This window comes from Nostoc sp. 'Lobaria pulmonaria (5183) cyanobiont', from assembly GCF_002949795.1.
GTDB lineage: Bacteria > Cyanobacteriota > Cyanobacteriia > Cyanobacteriales > Nostocaceae > Nostoc.
In genome coordinates this window covers 1-13,835 of record NZ_CP026695.1, presented here as the reverse complement: position 1 = coordinate 13,835, position 13,835 = coordinate 1, and the positions used below count along the sequence as shown (strand labels likewise).

Here is a 13,835-nt window from a genome sequence, read left to right as displayed (position 1 = left end):
CCTTCCCTGATTTTTACTAGGGTGCAAATAATGCTTTTATCCCACTTGGATTGAAAGCGATCGCCTATAACCCATTTCTTAGAGGAAACTTTACTCATCTTTTTTACCTACTAAGTAAGATTCATTCATCGCCTTCCACTCTTGGGGGCTAATGGCCTCTACTTCAGCTTTGCGTTGCTGTACTTCGCGCTCATCATTAGAGGTGCGGTTTGCAACTGCAAGACTGTGATCTTGAGCAATTTGACCAGTTGCAATCGCAAGTTGATTTCTATACTTTTCAAACTGCTGCTCCGTGGTTTTTTTCCACCCATCACGAGCGATCGCATCCAATTTTTTGCAGATGTAGAGGTCAAATCGTAAATCTAACACTCCGTATTCTTTGAGATGGTAGTTGTCAAATTTATTGCAGCCTTGACAAACGGGGATGCGATCGCGGTTGGGATCGAAGTTGGGAATTATTAGCTCTACTAGATGCCTGTAAATTAGCCCTGTGTCCTGGCAACAGAAGCAATGCCAGGATGGTTGCCAAATTTCCTTGTCCTCATTCTCGGTTTGTTCGTTGATTGGCGATCGCTCAAAGATTGGGAGGTCATCAATCATGATTACCCTCCCTGAGCCAACTAAACTGCTTGGTTTCTTTACACCACTTTACAAACTCTATTTTTTCCTTGTCAGACGCGAACTCTAAAGGGTTTCCAGTCTCCTCGATGATGGCTAGCCAATCACGAGTACGCGGGTCAGTTTCCCATTTTGCTGATTGCACCGGGGACACTTTACCCGTGGACTTGTACCACTGCGATCGCAACTCGTCAAAGTTCTTCTCAATCCATTTAAGAGGAAGTTCAGGTGCTTTGGGTAACTGGGCTGCCTTCTTCTTACCAAATTCAATAAAATTCTCTCTCTCGCCTTCTGAGAGAGAGTTGCTAAAAAACTGATAAGAATCTGTTAATAAATCTGGGGAATCGCTGAAAGATCCACTACTCATTGGTTCTGGCGATTTTGTTTCCGCATTCGTGGAATCCCATTCCGCGTTTGCGGACTCAGTTTCCGTAATTGTGGAATCCCATTCCGCGTTTGCGGACTCAGTTTCCGCAATCGTGGAATCCATTCCGCATTCGCGGAAACTGCCACTTATTGACACTAAAATACCCTTTGGAGCTTCCCAATCAATTGAACCTTCAGAGCGTAATCGACTGATAGCGCTATAAAAAGCAGTTTTAGCAATGCCTAATTCTTCACAAACTTTTTGATGTTCAAGGCGAATTTTCCAACCGGGGCGACATTTGATTAGGATGTAAAAATGTACAAGCCCTTTTGCTGTTAGATCATGTCCTTGATATTTGGCGATCGCATCGCTTAATGTCATCCGATAATGTTGCTCTGTCATGACTGCACCTCAGTCACAGCCAGTAGACACAAAAATCCATCTGGCAATACTTGAGAAAAACACAGGATTGTCATACTATAGTCGCAAGTTTTTAAATCCCCCTGATAAGCTGTATGCTTATCAGGGCTGTTTTATTTGGAGTAGAATTGTAGTCTGATCAACCTAATAAATTTAAATAAATTAAATTGATCGAGTTTATCTAGTAGATAAATTATATTGTAGATTGTATCTAGTAGTTATAAAACTAGGAAACAAAAGTTTATGCAGATTTACCAGCTATTTAAGCAGGCGATGGATCGATACAGCATTCAAGGAAAGGAATTAGCCGCGCTAGCTGGTATAAGCCAAAATCACCTATCCCAGTTTCGCTCCGGGCATAAATGGGTAAGCCCAGAGGTATTTGCAGCTTTACTAGAGGGGATGGATCAGCTTGCCCCTGGCTCTAGAAAATATTTTTGTCAGCTATTGGCTGAGGAACCATTAGCAGAAAAGGACACGAGTAAAAAGCTTGCGGAAATGATTGAGGCTGCTGATGATGATGAAATGGAAGCAGCATTATTAGCAATTGGTCGCAAGTGGAAGAGAACACGCCATAATTCGGCTATTTCAGGTAACTACAACACGGGGTTTGACTCGGCGATCGCTGTCTAATCGCGCATAAGCAAGTATCATTGATAGCTATCAACTATCAGGCTGTATCTATTTATGCTGGAAGGAATTAAATTTGTGGGGCTGGATGAGGTGAAGAGACTGCTAGATGGCTTGTCACAAGAAGAAAAAGAAGTTCTGCTTACAGAGCAGATGAAAAAGCTGTCAGCTGAGTCCAAAGCACGAGTTTTAGGTTTAGCTGAATCAGGGCTAACAGTAATTACAGGTTCATTTGTCAGTCTCAACTCTGATGTATCAATTAATATACAGAATGCTAGCGGTTTCGACGCAGAGACAGTTTTTAAAGCGTTGGTAGAGTTTCGTCGGTCAGAAAAAGAGTCTAAATAGGTGCAAAAAAATTTACCTGTAAGATTCTTAGAGGATAAAGGGCGTAGGCGATCGCTTGTTGAGGGGCGTAGGCGTAGCCCCACGAAGTGATCGCTAAATTCTTAGAGGAAACTAGAAATCATATTCGTCAAGTTGCGTGTCGTACTCATTCTCGATTTCTTCCAAGGAGCGAGACGCAACGCCAAATCTTACCCAATAATTATCTATTGCAGTGTACACAGCTTTTTTGCTTTCAGCAGATGTATATTTAATTTTGCCTGAGTCTTCAAGTATCCCTAAATCAATATCTTCATCAATCACAGTTTTGATAAACTTTGCTCTGGAATCAGCATTTTTAAAGATTGGGCTTAACTCCTTATCAAGTTTTTCTCGTGCTTCTCTATATAAGGAGAAGTAATCATCATGAGTAGACTGTTTACTAGTATTTACTGTTTTATCTGTTTCTGGTGCTGGTGATGCCGTATACCAACTACATTCACCCACAATAAATAATTCAGACTTACTACGAGTCAACGCCACATAAAGTAAATTCTTTTCCTGCTCTAGTTGCCACTGTTGCTGATTTTTCCAGGTCATGGGCATATCATCAGGTTTGTAAATAAAGATGCGATCGCCCTCTAATCCCTTAGCCCGGTGGCAAGTACTTAAAGTAATTGGCGAGTTTTCATCACTAAACAAACTATCAATGTAGTATTTTAAATCATCAATACCCCTTGCCTGTGGTTGGCACTGATAAATAGTTGCGATCGCTTGCACCTTATCCTTGAGGTTTTCAAGCATCTGATCTTCATTATCTAAGCCCTGATACTGCAACGATTTAGCTTGTTTATATCTCGCTGTCGCATCATTGAAGAATTCAAAACTATATCCCGGCATTTTAGCGATATCTTCAAGGTCTTTTTTAAGAGATTCCCCAATATCCTTACCTTTGACTGTTGCCTTAATACCTCTACTAATTAACCTGATGCACAAACTAACCAGTGGTGCAGTCTTCCGACCAATGACCATATCACCGAGCTTGACTAACTTCTCAACATCACTGCTTTGAATCTGAGTGATAGAACCCTCCGCAGCGTTGGGGGATGGCTCAATGGGAATTTGGGGATAGATTTCTTTGACCAAAGCAATGTGCCTTCGCGGACATCTATAACAAATTGATAGTGGTAACTCTACAGCACTGGTGCGGCTGACAATGTTCTCATAACTCTTGTTGTCGGCACCGGCGAAGCCCATTATCGCCTGTCTCGGATCTGCAACTGCCAAAATACGCCCGGTTGACCCAGCCAGTATCAAAGCTAATTCTAGCTGTGCAGCATTTAAATCCTGGGCTTCATCGACCAGTACAAAGCCATAGGGACGAAACCATTTAGCCTCATTTAATCGCCACTTTACGGGCAACCAAATCTGATCGGTAAAATCCAAACACTCCTTCTTAATCGCCTTTTGCTCACCAATACTTAAGCAATACTCAATCCAACGAGCTATAAGGTCAGGTTCCCAAACATCGTCAATTTCAAAATGAGATGCGATCGCCTTTATTGTCTCCTGTGTTGGCTGTTGGTTAGTCAGCCTCACCAAGTCTATAAGCTTAAGAAAGTCGTTATCACTGCCGATAATTTTCTCAGTCTTTAATCTACCGACTGGATTACCACGTTTAGCAATTAAGTCTAAGTCTTGGGCAATACGTTTATATTTCTGTCCGCTAACTTCAATATCATAACTGCTCCTAATTCCAAGCTCTTTCTTTACTAGTGAGAAACCAGCACTGTGCAAAGTACTAATCGATTCCTTCCAAGCTTGCCCAAACTTTCTGATTAAGTCTTGGGCGTTGAGTTTACCAAATACACAGATTTTAATTTCACTGGGTCTTAAGCCTGATTCTTCAAGGGTTTTAGCCACAATCTTAAGTGTGGTACTTTTACCAGATCCAGCAACTGAGTTACAGCACCCGTGACCCTTTCCTCTTAGAATCCAATCAGCGATCGCTATCTGATATTTTGAAGGCACAAACCCAAATTTTGCAGTGTACGCCGCAATTTCAGTATCAGATAATTGTTGCTCTTGGGGCAAAGTCTGCCACCGGGGAGTATCCCCGTGGCGAGCTTTGCGCTGTACTTCTTTTACTGTAACTAGCTCTAATTTTTCACTAGACAAGGATTCTATAGCTAGTTTGATTTGCTCTATCTCTTCAGGGTTCAGTTTATCTAATGCAGAGATTATTGTCTCGAATGGGCTAGTTTGTCCGTCGAGCGATCGCGCATAAGCTTCAATTTCCTCTAAGAATAATTCAGGCACTCTTACCGCTTTAGTTGGCAGATGTTGCCACGCTGTTTTTTGCTTAGGTAGATGTTCTGTTTTAGGGTGATAGTTTGGCATAGTTTTTGGTCGAATACTATTCTTAAATAATACCATTAATGCTGTGTACACTGCATAGGGATTAAAGTATATTTTTTGTGGCGGCGATCGCAGGTAACAAATCGCTTACGCGAAATAAGAAGTTGATGCTTGCCTACGGCACGCTACGCGAACGCAATTTGTTTTTTGACTCCCTCCGGTCGATGTCCCCCCCCGCCCCAAGGGGAGCGCTCATTGCCGCTGAGGCTACCCCGGCTGTTTCAGGATGGCTACGCGCATCAAGGGCTTCGCAAGCGGGGGAAACTGATACTACGTAGTTTTTATATCTGGGGACACCCCAGACCCCACCCCGCCCTTGACACGCTACGCAAAGAAAGAAAGAGCCGGGGGGTTTCTCGGTTTGTCGTTTCGCGTTGAGGTTTGCCATGTCCACTCTCGTTCGTCGGTCGTTCGTTGGCTGTCCCGCTCCCTTGGCGGTTGAGGTTGTCGAGTTGGCCCGTTGCTTCCCTGGCCTTGGGCTTGCTGTGGTGCGGCCGTCGTCTCGGTCGTTTTCTAGTTGGGTGTGTGTGTCTTCGTTCGCTTCTGAGGCGGCAGCGTTACGGTTTGCAGCTACGGTGGGTGTTGAGTTCTTCGGCGCTGACAACACTTATTTTGCAGTTCGGTTTACTGGGCGGCGTTGGCGGGTGTCAGTTCCGTGTTTGTCTCCGGCGGTGGTTGTGCGCGTGTGGCTGGGGCGGCCTCAGTTGGCGCGTCGGTTTGGCGGTCGTTTGGTTCTCGCTGGTTAGTTTGTTGGGGCTTCGGCCCCTTTTTTTTAGAGATTTATCATTGGCTCTCCATTGGATCTTCACGCCCAATACCGAGCGATCGCAAACATTCGCGTACCGACTCAACATCAATACCACAGTAATAAAACTGCTTTTGCTTTAGATCACCGATACAATATCCTGACCTCCCGTCGCTAGCACGAAACAGCTCGGTCGCCAGATATTCACGCGAAATTTCGTATTTACGGGTAGCAAATTCCAGATCAGGCGGTTCACCAGATGAATTGTAAAATGAACTTCCTAGTATGTGCTGTATGCGTCCACATTCGTGATAAAAAACTCTAAGATAACTGGGAATGCAAATATTCATTCTATTCCTCCGTTAATTACTTTCGCCGCACCCGGCCTGTGAAGTAGTAAGCCTAAAAAAGTGAAGAGAGCTTCAGGTCGCTGTGTTATTTTAGAAAAGAAGCAGCCCCTAGTGGGGCTAGAGGCTGCTAATTAGGCGCTAGGCGGGATCTTCAGGCTCCTCGTCTTGTTCAGACAATGCCTTGTCGATTTCATCCATAACGTCTTTCGCTGTTACTACGTCTTCTCGGTCGCCCGTTTCCGGGTTTACCTTGTAGAACACGTCGCTGTCGTCAACAACCCGTTCGTACTCAACTTCCGGGTTGTACTCCCTTTTTCCGTTACCTGATTGGGTCAATTTACCTCCTTGTGAGGGTGTGTATTTGTTGTCCCTCATCTTGATATTATATCATGATATCTATCATGATATAAATGGGGTAAACAAATATTGAAGTCATGCCCAGAAAAAAGTTAGACCGCCAAAAAGATTACATACAATTTGTTATAGACACTGAAGACAAAAAAGCTTTTGATACTTGGTGTTTGGCTAATGCTACTACCATGAGTGACGTTATCCGTAAGGAGATAGCCCCTTATATCGCCAAAGGTAAAAAGCTTTTGAAAGAGGGCGAGTGAAGGTAGTCTCTGGGATTTACTTCATAAGGTGCAAACGTGCGTAGTTTACCGCCGCAGGCATCGCTTCTTTATGAGTTAGTTAAGTCAGAATAGCGATGTCTATGACGGGCTATTCGGCGTCGCGGAGGCAGCCAAAAATGAAGCGTTCCCTGAGCCAGCCCTTAGACCCAGACACAGCAAAGAAAAAAACTGCTGCGGCAACGCGGCGGCTCCTATTGCTGTCCTGGGTCTAAGCCTCGCTCCATTTTTGGCTGCTCAAAAGTCATTGGTCATTAGTCATTCGTCATTGGTCATTAGTCATTTAACAGTGGTTTTGGAGCAAAGTTAAACTCTGGCCACATTGACCAGAGTTTGTTTTTAGTTAGCGATCCAAATAACGGCTAACTTTCTCAGGCAATGGCTCGACTTCTTTATCTGAGACTGGTTTAAACGTAATCAGCCGCTCATAGAGATTTTCACCTGTATCATCTTTACCAGTGCAGCGAGAGAACCAAACAGCCGCACCAAATTTATTAGAGGGCGATCGCCTAATAAACTGATAACCTTTCCAAGTTACTATGGCCGCTCCATACTGATCGCTACGTTCAACAGTTGCATCAACACTGGCCCAATCAAAACGCTTAAATTCCTCAATATTTCGCTGATAGTTTGGTGCAGTTTTGGGAGCCAGTTGGCTTAAACAGTCAGCTATTTGCTCAAGTGCCAGCATCTGGCGGTTTTGAATTTCAAGCCAAAGATCAGTTTGTTCTGGTGTCATGATAAATTCTTAGAGGATAAATTGATAGGTTTAGGTTGTGTAACCCCGCGTAGCGATGCCTGCGGCGGGCTTTGCCTACGCTTAGTTGATATCTAGGCGATCGCAAAAAGGTTTACTCGTCGTTTTCTTTCAAGTCATCAATGCAGTTTTCAATTGAAGTCATGGCAGTTTCTAAGCTGTTGCCAAAGTTTTCGTGCCAGTGAAGAAGTTCATCTTTACTTTCAAAAACCTCCGTTATATTTTTCAAAGCCTCTTCCAAAATCTGTTTTCCCTGTTCAGGTGTCATTGTTTGCTCCTTGAGGTAATATGAAAAAGTGCATAAATGGTGAATGGTACATAGGATCTTTGGTCGGATACCTTGTAATACCCTCACTTATGGCTGTGGGCTGGCGGCCAGAAAAGTTACCCTTATGGGTTTCACCCTTACGGGTTCGGTAGTTTCTCATGGGGGAAACCCCCAAGATCGAACTACCTCACCAGTCCGATAACTCTGGTTCAGGGTCATATTGCCATGAGCATTTATCCTGTTCCTTCATAGCAGCTTCCTTGCGCTCCATCCAGCAGTATTCGTACTGTTGTAATGTCTGTGCGCCTAAATATTTCCACACCGCGAAGATATGTTTATCAGGTATCTGCCCTTTTACAGTGTCGTGCAGCATTAAATGTTTAGTTGCAACTGCATCCTGTGCAAAAGCTTTCTCAATACCACTGTAGGCATGACAAGTACAAGTTATTTCATATCGGTGAAGTTTAAGTTCGTAAAAATCACCAGTGTTACCCATTGCGATTAATTCATCCCAATTATCCCCAGGCTGCAATTTGTAGGGGTCAGCCTTTGACCAGCAGCGCTCTATTAACACGCTTACAAAGTCAGCTTTAGAAATGAAGCGAGATATGCCACGAATTTTAATTGTTTCCTTACGCTTCTCGATTTTGTTAGGGATGTGGAGATAAACAACGCTCTTATAAACATCAACAGTTGCATGGTCAATCCCAACCTTTATTTGCTCTGCTGACCAGCCCCATTTTGTAAGTAATACTTTTGTGTTTTCTAAACTGTAGATATGGCGTAAAGCATAATCTTCACCGTTATTTTCATGCAGTAAAGATTGGTGAAAAATAGAATAATTGTAGTTAGCGCGGGTATGTGCGTGGGCGGAAAATAGCTTATTCATGGTTTGAACATCCAGATTTATTAGTAGTTGACGTTGGTTGATTTCTGAATAATTTTCTTTCTCTATCCACTCAAAAGCGGAGTGTAGAGTTGAAATCATGGCTACCCATAATTTAGGTGGTTTGATATTAAGTGCTTGTTGTTCTGCCGCATAATTATTAAGTGCGATCGCACATTCCATCATGGCGGTGTAGCAGTCAAAAGCCAGATGGTTGCATTCTCCTTTGATGCGGTTTTTGGTACGAACATTTGAAGAATTCCACCAAATTGACCACCAAGTTTTATGATATTTTTCTGACAGTTGGATAGCAGTTTCTAAAGGTGCGATCGCACTATCCGGTAGTAGGGAGAAGTATTTTTCCCTGATTACAGCTAAAGCGCAGTGGGTCGAGTGCATTTTCTTAGAGGATGAAGCGATCGCAACTATAGCGATCGCTGCTAACAGGATTATTAGTGGCGAATAAATACGTGTACTTCTTGGTAACTAGTTTTTATTGAAAGGTAAGAATCGATAAACCAATCATTAGCTATTCCTTCCCAATTAATGTAATAACTAGAAATCCCCAGCTTTTCTAATTCTTGAAGCTGTCCGCATTCATCCCACTGCTGATATACAAAATCTTCTTTACTTTCGTAGAGTCCTAAGTAATATTCTTCAAAGTCTTCTACCGTGACATCATTGCCATAGTAGTTATAGTAAATAGCAAAAGCTTTACCATGTTCTTCTAAAATAGTGGCTAATTTTGCAAGTTTACCGATATCCTCATACTCATCAATTTTGATTCCCATCCAGTTTTCATAATCATGTATCGCCCACTCTTCACACGCTTTATCATGTACTACTGGCGACCATGAAAGCATCCATTTAATATCGTCTTCTATCTCTTCCGGTTCCTGGGTCGCATCAATATAAAGCCCGTGGAGATGCCCAGCGTTGTAAGCAGATAAGCAAGCTACATAAATTTTAGGGGTTTTTTCATCTGTACATTCCCGCTCATGGCGTGGAAATGGTAGCCGCGATCGTAAGCTACTAACAATCGGAAAACTAAAAGCGGGAAAACTGACCTCAGCCAAACTAACCGCTAATTCTAAAGCTCTAAAATCGATGTTTTCAGCTATTAAAATCTTCCCTACTCGCTCAAAATTGTAAAGTTGCTCTACGACAGATAAAGCGTCTGTCTCTGAGTTAAAAATTAATTGCATTGGTCGGATACCTTTAAATTCTTAGAGGATGAAGGAGAGCGATCGCTTTCAAAGGGCGATCGCTTTTAAAATTTACCCGTGAACTCTTACGGGGATACTTGCACAAAGCTTGTTAAATGCCATTACTGCGGCCAACTCTGTCTTAAATTTTTGCTCACCGAAAAGATGCCAGCCGCCCTCGCCTTTTTGCTCTGGATTATCTATTAAAATCCCAGTGGAATAAATGCCGTCTTCGTGTTTAATAATCACAAAGAAAGTTGCCCTTTTTACCTGCTCACTTCTGACTAGATCAAAACTCGCGTACTTTGTCATGGTCGGATACCTTTAAATTCTTAGAAGATGAAGGGAGGAAGCGATCGCTGTTAGGTGCGATGACCTACGGTCGGTCGTAGACCATCGCAAATTAACTAACTAAAATTCTGGTAGTGATTCATAAAAACCAGAGCCTTGAGCATCTAAAATATCTGAGTAGTGATAGGCTAAATCCTCATCTTCGCTTAAGAAATTTGCCCAAAATTCACTTGTATTTTCTTGTCTGCTTTCCAGTTCTGTTATTGCTTCCTGTCTTTCTTGATCTGTTAAATTAGCAGTGTTCAAGTATGCGATTAAAGCTGATTTGATAATTTTGTCGTTCATGGTCGGATACGCAATAAATTCTTAGAGGATGTTCGCGCAGCGTCTCGAAGAGAAAGCGATCGCACCCAAGGCGATCGCTGGTTAACTAATTAAAACGGAACAATAAACCGCTTAAAGTAAAGCTCTAAATCTGAAGGATTTAGGCAAACTTCGTTACCTTTGGAATCTTCGCAAATAATTCTTAGGTACTGCTTGCCGTCGATTTGTTCGCATTTGCCGCCAACAATCTCTACATAATCGTTAAGCTCAGGAATAAAAATTGAGGCTGTGCATTCTTTGTCTAATAATGCTTTTTTGTCAGGTGTCATGGCTTCGCCTTTGTTCCTTGGTCGGGTACACCTTAATTATATCACTAATAGCGTGTACACGCGCTATTAGTGATAAGTCTTTACAGAATTTTTAATAATATAGCGCGTGTACAGGCTAATATAAAAATGCAGATTATAGATAAAAATATGGCTAGGACTGGTGGTAATCCCGATTTTGGGACTAGGTATAAATTTGATTTTGGTAATGAAGAGGTGAGAAGCCAGGCGCTGACCATTCGGATAACGCCTTCATTCTTAGAGGAAATAAAAAGTGTGGCGGGCGATCGCTATCGGGATTTTTGCAGAGATGCGATCGTAGAGAAGCTGGGGCGGGAACTGGCCGCCCAAACTGCTAAAACAGTGACAACTGAACTGGCGACTGAGACGGGGCAACAACCTGACAACAACCAAACCACCCAGTTAAACCTGGAACTGGCGACAGACCCCACGCCGGGGGAACAGGTAACGACCCCAAAAACACGGCGCAAGGCAACCCAGACCCCAGCGCAAAAGCAAGCGAAGCCCAGGAGCCAGAGCCGGAGCCGGAAAAGCAGCGCGACTGAGAACTAGACGGCACGAGGCCAACTGGACACGGGGAAGTAGGGAACGAAACCCACAGGCCCCCGCCAGCACCCACGGCACGGACACACGCCACAGACCGCGCCGCGAACGCCCCACGACCTCGCCCCCACTGGCCACTGGAAACCGCGAACACCTCGGCGGCAGGAAAAGCCAACCGGAAAAACGCATCGACACCAGCAGCGCACCCGACTAAGACGCGTGAGCCAGGGGAAACAGCAGCAGCAGCACTAGACAACGGGGCTGGAGACTGGGCCCACTTGCGGGAGCCAGAGAAACCAAAGCAGTTATAGCGGTCGAAGATGGTTGAAAGCATAGTATAAAATAATACTCTTTTTGTTTTTAAAAACTGGGGCTATTTTGCGGAGTGACCGGAGTGGAGTGGAGGTACTGGGAGCGGCGGGGGCTGCAAGCGAAATGCAAAAACTTGGCCACTTAAAGCGGACAGTGCCGGAACGCAACGCAGGGAACGGAGCCGATCGGCGATGTGGGTCAGGGCGCGTAGCGGAAGACCCACGAGCAGTGAAGATTACGCAGTAATGATCTTTCTTATGCTCAAACTCCAGCGCTCAGATTTAAGCTTTTTTATCCCATGAGATATTTTGCTGTTAAATTCTACAATTTCCCCATTGCTGAGAATTTCGATATTTCCGTTGTAATAAAACTCAACATTTCCGTCTAACAAACTATCCTCGCTGATATTAATTACAATAACTTTGCTATCAAAAATATCCCGATCTACGTGATTTTTTAGCTCACAACCTGCTTGATATTTATATAATAAAATACTATTCCAATCACTTCCACACCATAAATCATTGCATTTTTTTCTTAAACTATTATTAATCTCAAAACCCTCGAAAACTGTACTTTTAAAACCTAACTCAACTCCTAAACCAAACCATAAACATTTTCTACCGCTAGAATTTTGCTTACCATTCCATCTTTCAACTTCTAATAAATTCTCGTAAGTTTTAACAAAATTCCAAACTTTAACTTTATCAACGAAACCAATTCTATTTAGCATGACAATTTCCCCCTTGGTAAAAAATCTAACTATATCCATTATAGCTTGTACACGCGCTATAATAGCTTTTATTTTTCGGGTGCGAGCGCAGCGAGCAGTGAAGAAGGAATGCGAAAACTGGTTTTTTTGAGTATCTTTCTTGATTGCAAAGATACCTTTACCTCTCCTTTTTCTTTCTCTTCTTTTCCTCCTGCAATTTGTTTTTTTATCTTTTAGTAAAAAAACAATTTGCCATTCTTTTTTTAGAACCCCAAAAAGAGTTATTCCATGCCCGTCTTCGGGCATGGTAAAATAGCTCTTTGGTTCTAAAAAAAGACTCCTTCTTTGGTACTCCAAGGAAGGGAAATAACTACGAAGTAACAGCAATCTTTTCCGAGGTTTTAGGTACTCAACGACCAGCACCGAAACGCAGTGAGCCGAACGTGGAAGGAGCGGAGTGAAATGGAGGGTTGAGCGGCGGCGGGGGATAAGGAATACTTGAGAGGATATGGTTTTTAGCCGCGATGCCCGGAATGTAACGGAGCGACTGGAACAATATTTCTTTAGCGATCGCAATAATCAATTGGCTAGAGAGTCGTATCACCAAAACAAAGCTTTACGTGCTGCGACACAAAAGCGATATAACCAATCTGAAAAAGGAAAGCAAACTCAGCGCAGTTACTACTATCAAAACCGCGATCGCATTAATGAAACAAACCGCCGTTACTCTACTTCTGAAGGAGGAAGAAGGGTTAAATTATTATCCAACCATCGTAGAAAAGCAGCTCGACTAAATAATCACTCTGTATTTTATACACTGGAGCAAGTTCAAAATTTAAAGGAACTTTTTAATAATCAATGTGCTTACTGTGGAAAAAAGAGTTCTTTAACTTTAGATCATTTTGTTCCGTCTTCTCAAGGTGGCCCTAATTGTTTGGGAAACCTTATCCCCGCTTGTTTATCATGTAATTCTAGTAAGCGAGACAGAAATCCACAAGAATGGTATAAAAGCCAGAGATTTTATTCAGAAAAGCGCTGGCTTAAAATCGTTGAAGTTGTGGGCAAATCTATTATTAACGGTCAATTACCATTATTTTGACGTTGCCGTTTTCTAAATTCCCAAGGGGGGACAGTAGAAGAGTCTCCCCAAACACCTAACTTTTTATTCTTTGCTATTTCTTCTGCCTTGCCAAGAGTGATCGCATTAGGACATTTCTTTACATAGGATCTGTAGACCATAGCCAATCCGCTTGATAGTTGCTCCTCGTTAAGTGACTTTTCCACCCCATTCTTAGAGGAAAAGACCTCAGCTACAGTTCTGCCATAGCGATCGCTCTCAATCTCTGTCACCATCACAGTTTTGTCAGCCTCATCGACTAATCGCTGTAAATTAGCCTTTGCTTCTATACCTAGTGCCTGCCCTGGCTGCTTACCATGTTTTATCTCAGGACTGTCAACTCCACAAAGCCTTAACTTTTTCTCTCGCCCGTCCATTTGACGAACTACGATCGTATCCCCATCACTCACCCTAATCACCTGCCACTCCTCAGAGTTGGACATAGGTGTAAATTCATTGCTTCCACTGAACTGAGAGTTGTTGTGTAATTTAGTACATCCACTACCCGCGATCGCAATTAGAGAAAGTGAAATAAAAATTTTGCTTTGATGAAGCTGCTGTTTTTTCAT

At 43.0% G+C, this 13,835-nt stretch carries 21 protein-coding genes; 7 read left to right on the top strand and 14 right to left on the bottom strand.

Translation table 11 applies throughout. From position 1 onward, the window contains the following. Positions 1–90: 90 nt before the first annotated feature. On the bottom strand, positions 91–600 hold the full coding sequence (locus NLP_RS32125; RefSeq protein WP_104910240.1) for a hypothetical protein: 510 nt from the start codon (positions 598–600) through the stop codon (positions 91–93). Then, entirely contained in the window at positions 593–1,387 is a 795-nt protein-coding gene (locus NLP_RS32120) for a hypothetical protein (protein WP_104910239.1), read from the bottom strand. The genes NLP_RS32125 and NLP_RS32120 overlap by 8 nt, the downstream gene beginning before the upstream one ends. A gap of 261 nt (positions 1,388–1,648) precedes the next feature. Between NLP_RS32120 and NLP_RS32115 the strand changes: the two genes are divergently transcribed. Then, positions 1,649–2,038 (top strand): helix-turn-helix domain-containing protein, encoded by a 390-nt coding sequence (locus tag NLP_RS32115; protein WP_104910238.1) that lies wholly within the window; start codon positions 1,649–1,651, stop codon positions 2,036–2,038. Positions 2,039–2,092: 54 nt separating this feature from the next. After that, entirely contained in the window at positions 2,093–2,383 is a 291-nt protein-coding gene (locus NLP_RS32110; protein ID WP_104910237.1) for a hypothetical protein, read from the top strand. Positions 2,384–2,494: 111 nt separating this feature from the next. Here the strand turns inward: NLP_RS32110 and NLP_RS32105 are convergent, their stop codons facing one another. Continuing rightward, the gene (locus NLP_RS32105; protein ID WP_158680637.1) at positions 2,495–4,759 is read right to left on the bottom strand and encodes a UvrD-helicase domain-containing protein; all 2,265 of its coding nucleotides are present in this window, start codon (positions 4,757–4,759) and stop codon (positions 2,495–2,497) included. A gap of 545 nt (positions 4,760–5,304) precedes the next feature. Here NLP_RS32105 and NLP_RS33910 point away from each other — a divergent pair. Continuing rightward, complete coding sequence (locus tag NLP_RS33910) at positions 5,305–5,523, top strand: hypothetical protein (protein ID WP_158680636.1); 219 nt, start codon at positions 5,305–5,307, stop codon at positions 5,521–5,523. 37 nt (positions 5,524–5,560) lie between these two features. On the opposite strand, the gene NLP_RS32095 is transcribed toward NLP_RS33910, so the two are convergent. Beyond that, complete coding sequence (locus tag NLP_RS32095) at positions 5,561–5,872, bottom strand: hypothetical protein (RefSeq protein ID WP_104910234.1); 312 nt, start codon at positions 5,870–5,872, stop codon at positions 5,561–5,563. A gap of 138 nt (positions 5,873–6,010) precedes the next feature. Beyond that, positions 6,011–6,208 (bottom strand): hypothetical protein, encoded by a 198-nt coding sequence (locus NLP_RS32090; RefSeq protein WP_104910289.1) that lies wholly within the window; start codon positions 6,206–6,208, stop codon positions 6,011–6,013. A gap of 98 nt (positions 6,209–6,306) precedes the next feature. Here NLP_RS32090 and NLP_RS32085 point away from each other — a divergent pair, with 98 nt between their 5' ends. Next, positions 6,307–6,486 (top strand): hypothetical protein, encoded by a 180-nt coding sequence (locus tag NLP_RS32085; protein ID WP_104910233.1) that lies wholly within the window; start codon positions 6,307–6,309, stop codon positions 6,484–6,486. 361 nt (positions 6,487–6,847) lie between these two features. On the opposite strand, the gene NLP_RS32080 is transcribed toward NLP_RS32085, so the two are convergent. The 7 genes from NLP_RS32080 to NLP_RS32055 form a co-directional block, all read right to left on the bottom strand. Further along, on the bottom strand, positions 6,848–7,243 hold the full coding sequence (locus NLP_RS32080; protein WP_104910232.1) for a single-stranded DNA-binding protein: 396 nt from the start codon (positions 7,241–7,243) through the stop codon (positions 6,848–6,850). Positions 7,244–7,355: 112 nt separating this feature from the next. Further along, positions 7,356–7,529, bottom strand: coding sequence for a hypothetical protein (locus NLP_RS33905; protein WP_158680635.1), 174 nt, complete (start codon positions 7,527–7,529; stop codon positions 7,356–7,358). A gap of 187 nt (positions 7,530–7,716) precedes the next feature. Continuing rightward, positions 7,717–8,814, bottom strand: a complete 1,098-nt coding sequence (locus tag NLP_RS35405) for a hypothetical protein (protein ID WP_234017414.1) — start codon at positions 8,812–8,814, stop codon at positions 7,717–7,719. A gap of 53 nt (positions 8,815–8,867) precedes the next feature. After that, complete coding sequence (locus NLP_RS32070; RefSeq protein WP_104910231.1) at positions 8,868–9,620, bottom strand: antirestriction protein ArdA; 753 nt, start codon at positions 9,618–9,620, stop codon at positions 8,868–8,870. A gap of 72 nt (positions 9,621–9,692) precedes the next feature. Further along, entirely contained in the window at positions 9,693–9,932 is a 240-nt protein-coding gene (locus NLP_RS32065) for a hypothetical protein (protein ID WP_104910230.1), read from the bottom strand. Positions 9,933–10,031: 99 nt separating this feature from the next. Continuing rightward, on the bottom strand, positions 10,032–10,256 hold the full coding sequence (locus NLP_RS32060; protein ID WP_104910229.1) for a hypothetical protein: 225 nt from the start codon (positions 10,254–10,256) through the stop codon (positions 10,032–10,034). 89 nt (positions 10,257–10,345) lie between these two features. Continuing rightward, on the bottom strand, positions 10,346–10,564 hold the full coding sequence (locus tag NLP_RS32055; protein ID WP_104910228.1) for a hypothetical protein: 219 nt from the start codon (positions 10,562–10,564) through the stop codon (positions 10,346–10,348). Positions 10,565–10,690: 126 nt separating this feature from the next. Between NLP_RS32055 and NLP_RS32050 the strand changes: the two genes are divergently transcribed. Both NLP_RS32050 and NLP_RS32045 read left to right on the top strand, forming a co-directional pair. Continuing rightward, positions 10,691–11,134: a hypothetical protein gene (locus NLP_RS32050; RefSeq protein ID WP_104910227.1), complete on the top strand. Its 444-nt coding sequence runs from the start codon at positions 10,691–10,693 to the stop codon at positions 11,132–11,134. Between the two features lie 369 nt (positions 11,135–11,503). Beyond that, complete coding sequence (locus NLP_RS32045) at positions 11,504–11,683, top strand: hypothetical protein (RefSeq protein ID WP_234017413.1); 180 nt, start codon at positions 11,504–11,506, stop codon at positions 11,681–11,683. Here NLP_RS32045 and NLP_RS35400 read toward each other — a convergent pair. After that, positions 11,673–12,455 carry a hypothetical protein gene (locus NLP_RS35400; RefSeq protein ID WP_234017412.1) on the bottom strand — a complete coding sequence of 261 codons (783 nt, stop codon included), beginning with the start codon at positions 12,453–12,455 and terminating at the stop codon, positions 11,673–11,675. The two genes, NLP_RS32045 and NLP_RS35400, sit on opposite strands and share 11 nt — an antisense overlap. A 202-nt stretch (positions 12,456–12,657) precedes the next feature. Here NLP_RS35400 and NLP_RS32035 point away from each other — a divergent pair, with 202 nt between their 5' ends. Beyond that, the gene (locus NLP_RS32035; RefSeq protein WP_104910225.1) at positions 12,658–13,248 is read left to right on the top strand and encodes an HNH endonuclease; all 591 of its coding nucleotides are present in this window, start codon (positions 12,658–12,660) and stop codon (positions 13,246–13,248) included. On the opposite strand, the gene NLP_RS32030 is transcribed toward NLP_RS32035, so the two are convergent. Next, positions 13,230–13,835, bottom strand: a complete 606-nt coding sequence (locus NLP_RS32030; protein ID WP_104910224.1) for a thermonuclease family protein — start codon at positions 13,833–13,835, stop codon at positions 13,230–13,232. The two genes, NLP_RS32035 and NLP_RS32030, sit on opposite strands and share 19 nt — an antisense overlap.

Coding starts and splice junctions, on each gene's coding strand:
- NLP_RS32095 (WP_104910234.1), bottom strand. CDS start 5,872: ATGAATATTTGCATTCCCAGTTATCTTAGAGTTTTTTATCACGAATGT.
- NLP_RS32070 (WP_104910231.1), bottom strand. CDS start 9,620: ATGCAATTAATTTTTAACTCAGAGACAGACGCTTTATCTGTCGTAGAG.
- NLP_RS35400 (WP_234017412.1), bottom strand. CDS start 12,455: ATGCCCGAAGACGGGCATGGAATAACTCTTTTTGGGGTTCTAAAAAAA.
- NLP_RS32035 (WP_104910225.1), top strand. CDS start 12,658: ATGGTTTTTAGCCGCGATGCCCGGAATGTAACGGAGCGACTGGAACAA.
- NLP_RS32055 (WP_104910228.1), bottom strand. CDS start 10,564: ATGACACCTGACAAAAAAGCATTATTAGACAAAGAATGCACAGCCTCA.
- NLP_RS32030 (WP_104910224.1), bottom strand. CDS start 13,835: ATGAAAAAACAGCAGCTTCATCAAAGCAAAATTTTTATTTCACTTTCT.
- NLP_RS32085 (WP_104910233.1), top strand. CDS start 6,307: ATGCCCAGAAAAAAGTTAGACCGCCAAAAAGATTACATACAATTTGTT.
- NLP_RS32115 (WP_104910238.1), top strand. CDS start 1,649: ATGCAGATTTACCAGCTATTTAAGCAGGCGATGGATCGATACAGCATT.
- NLP_RS32060 (WP_104910229.1), bottom strand. CDS start 10,256: ATGAACGACAAAATTATCAAATCAGCTTTAATCGCATACTTGAACACT.
- NLP_RS33905 (WP_158680635.1), bottom strand. CDS start 7,529: ATGACACCTGAACAGGGAAAACAGATTTTGGAAGAGGCTTTGAAAAAT.
- NLP_RS35405 (WP_234017414.1), bottom strand. CDS start 8,814: ATGCACTCGACCCACTGCGCTTTAGCTGTAATCAGGGAAAAATACTTC.
- NLP_RS32120 (WP_104910239.1), bottom strand. CDS start 1,387: ATGACAGAGCAACATTATCGGATGACATTAAGCGATGCGATCGCCAAA.
- NLP_RS32050 (WP_104910227.1), top strand. CDS start 10,691: ATGCAGATTATAGATAAAAATATGGCTAGGACTGGTGGTAATCCCGAT.
- NLP_RS32080 (WP_104910232.1), bottom strand. CDS start 7,243: ATGACACCAGAACAAACTGATCTTTGGCTTGAAATTCAAAACCGCCAG.
- NLP_RS32110 (WP_104910237.1), top strand. CDS start 2,093: ATGCTGGAAGGAATTAAATTTGTGGGGCTGGATGAGGTGAAGAGACTG.
- NLP_RS32105 (WP_158680637.1), bottom strand. CDS start 4,759: ATGCCAAACTATCACCCTAAAACAGAACATCTACCTAAGCAAAAAACA.
- NLP_RS32065 (WP_104910230.1), bottom strand. CDS start 9,932: ATGACAAAGTACGCGAGTTTTGATCTAGTCAGAAGTGAGCAGGTAAAA.
- NLP_RS32125 (WP_104910240.1), bottom strand. CDS start 600: ATGATTGATGACCTCCCAATCTTTGAGCGATCGCCAATCAACGAACAA.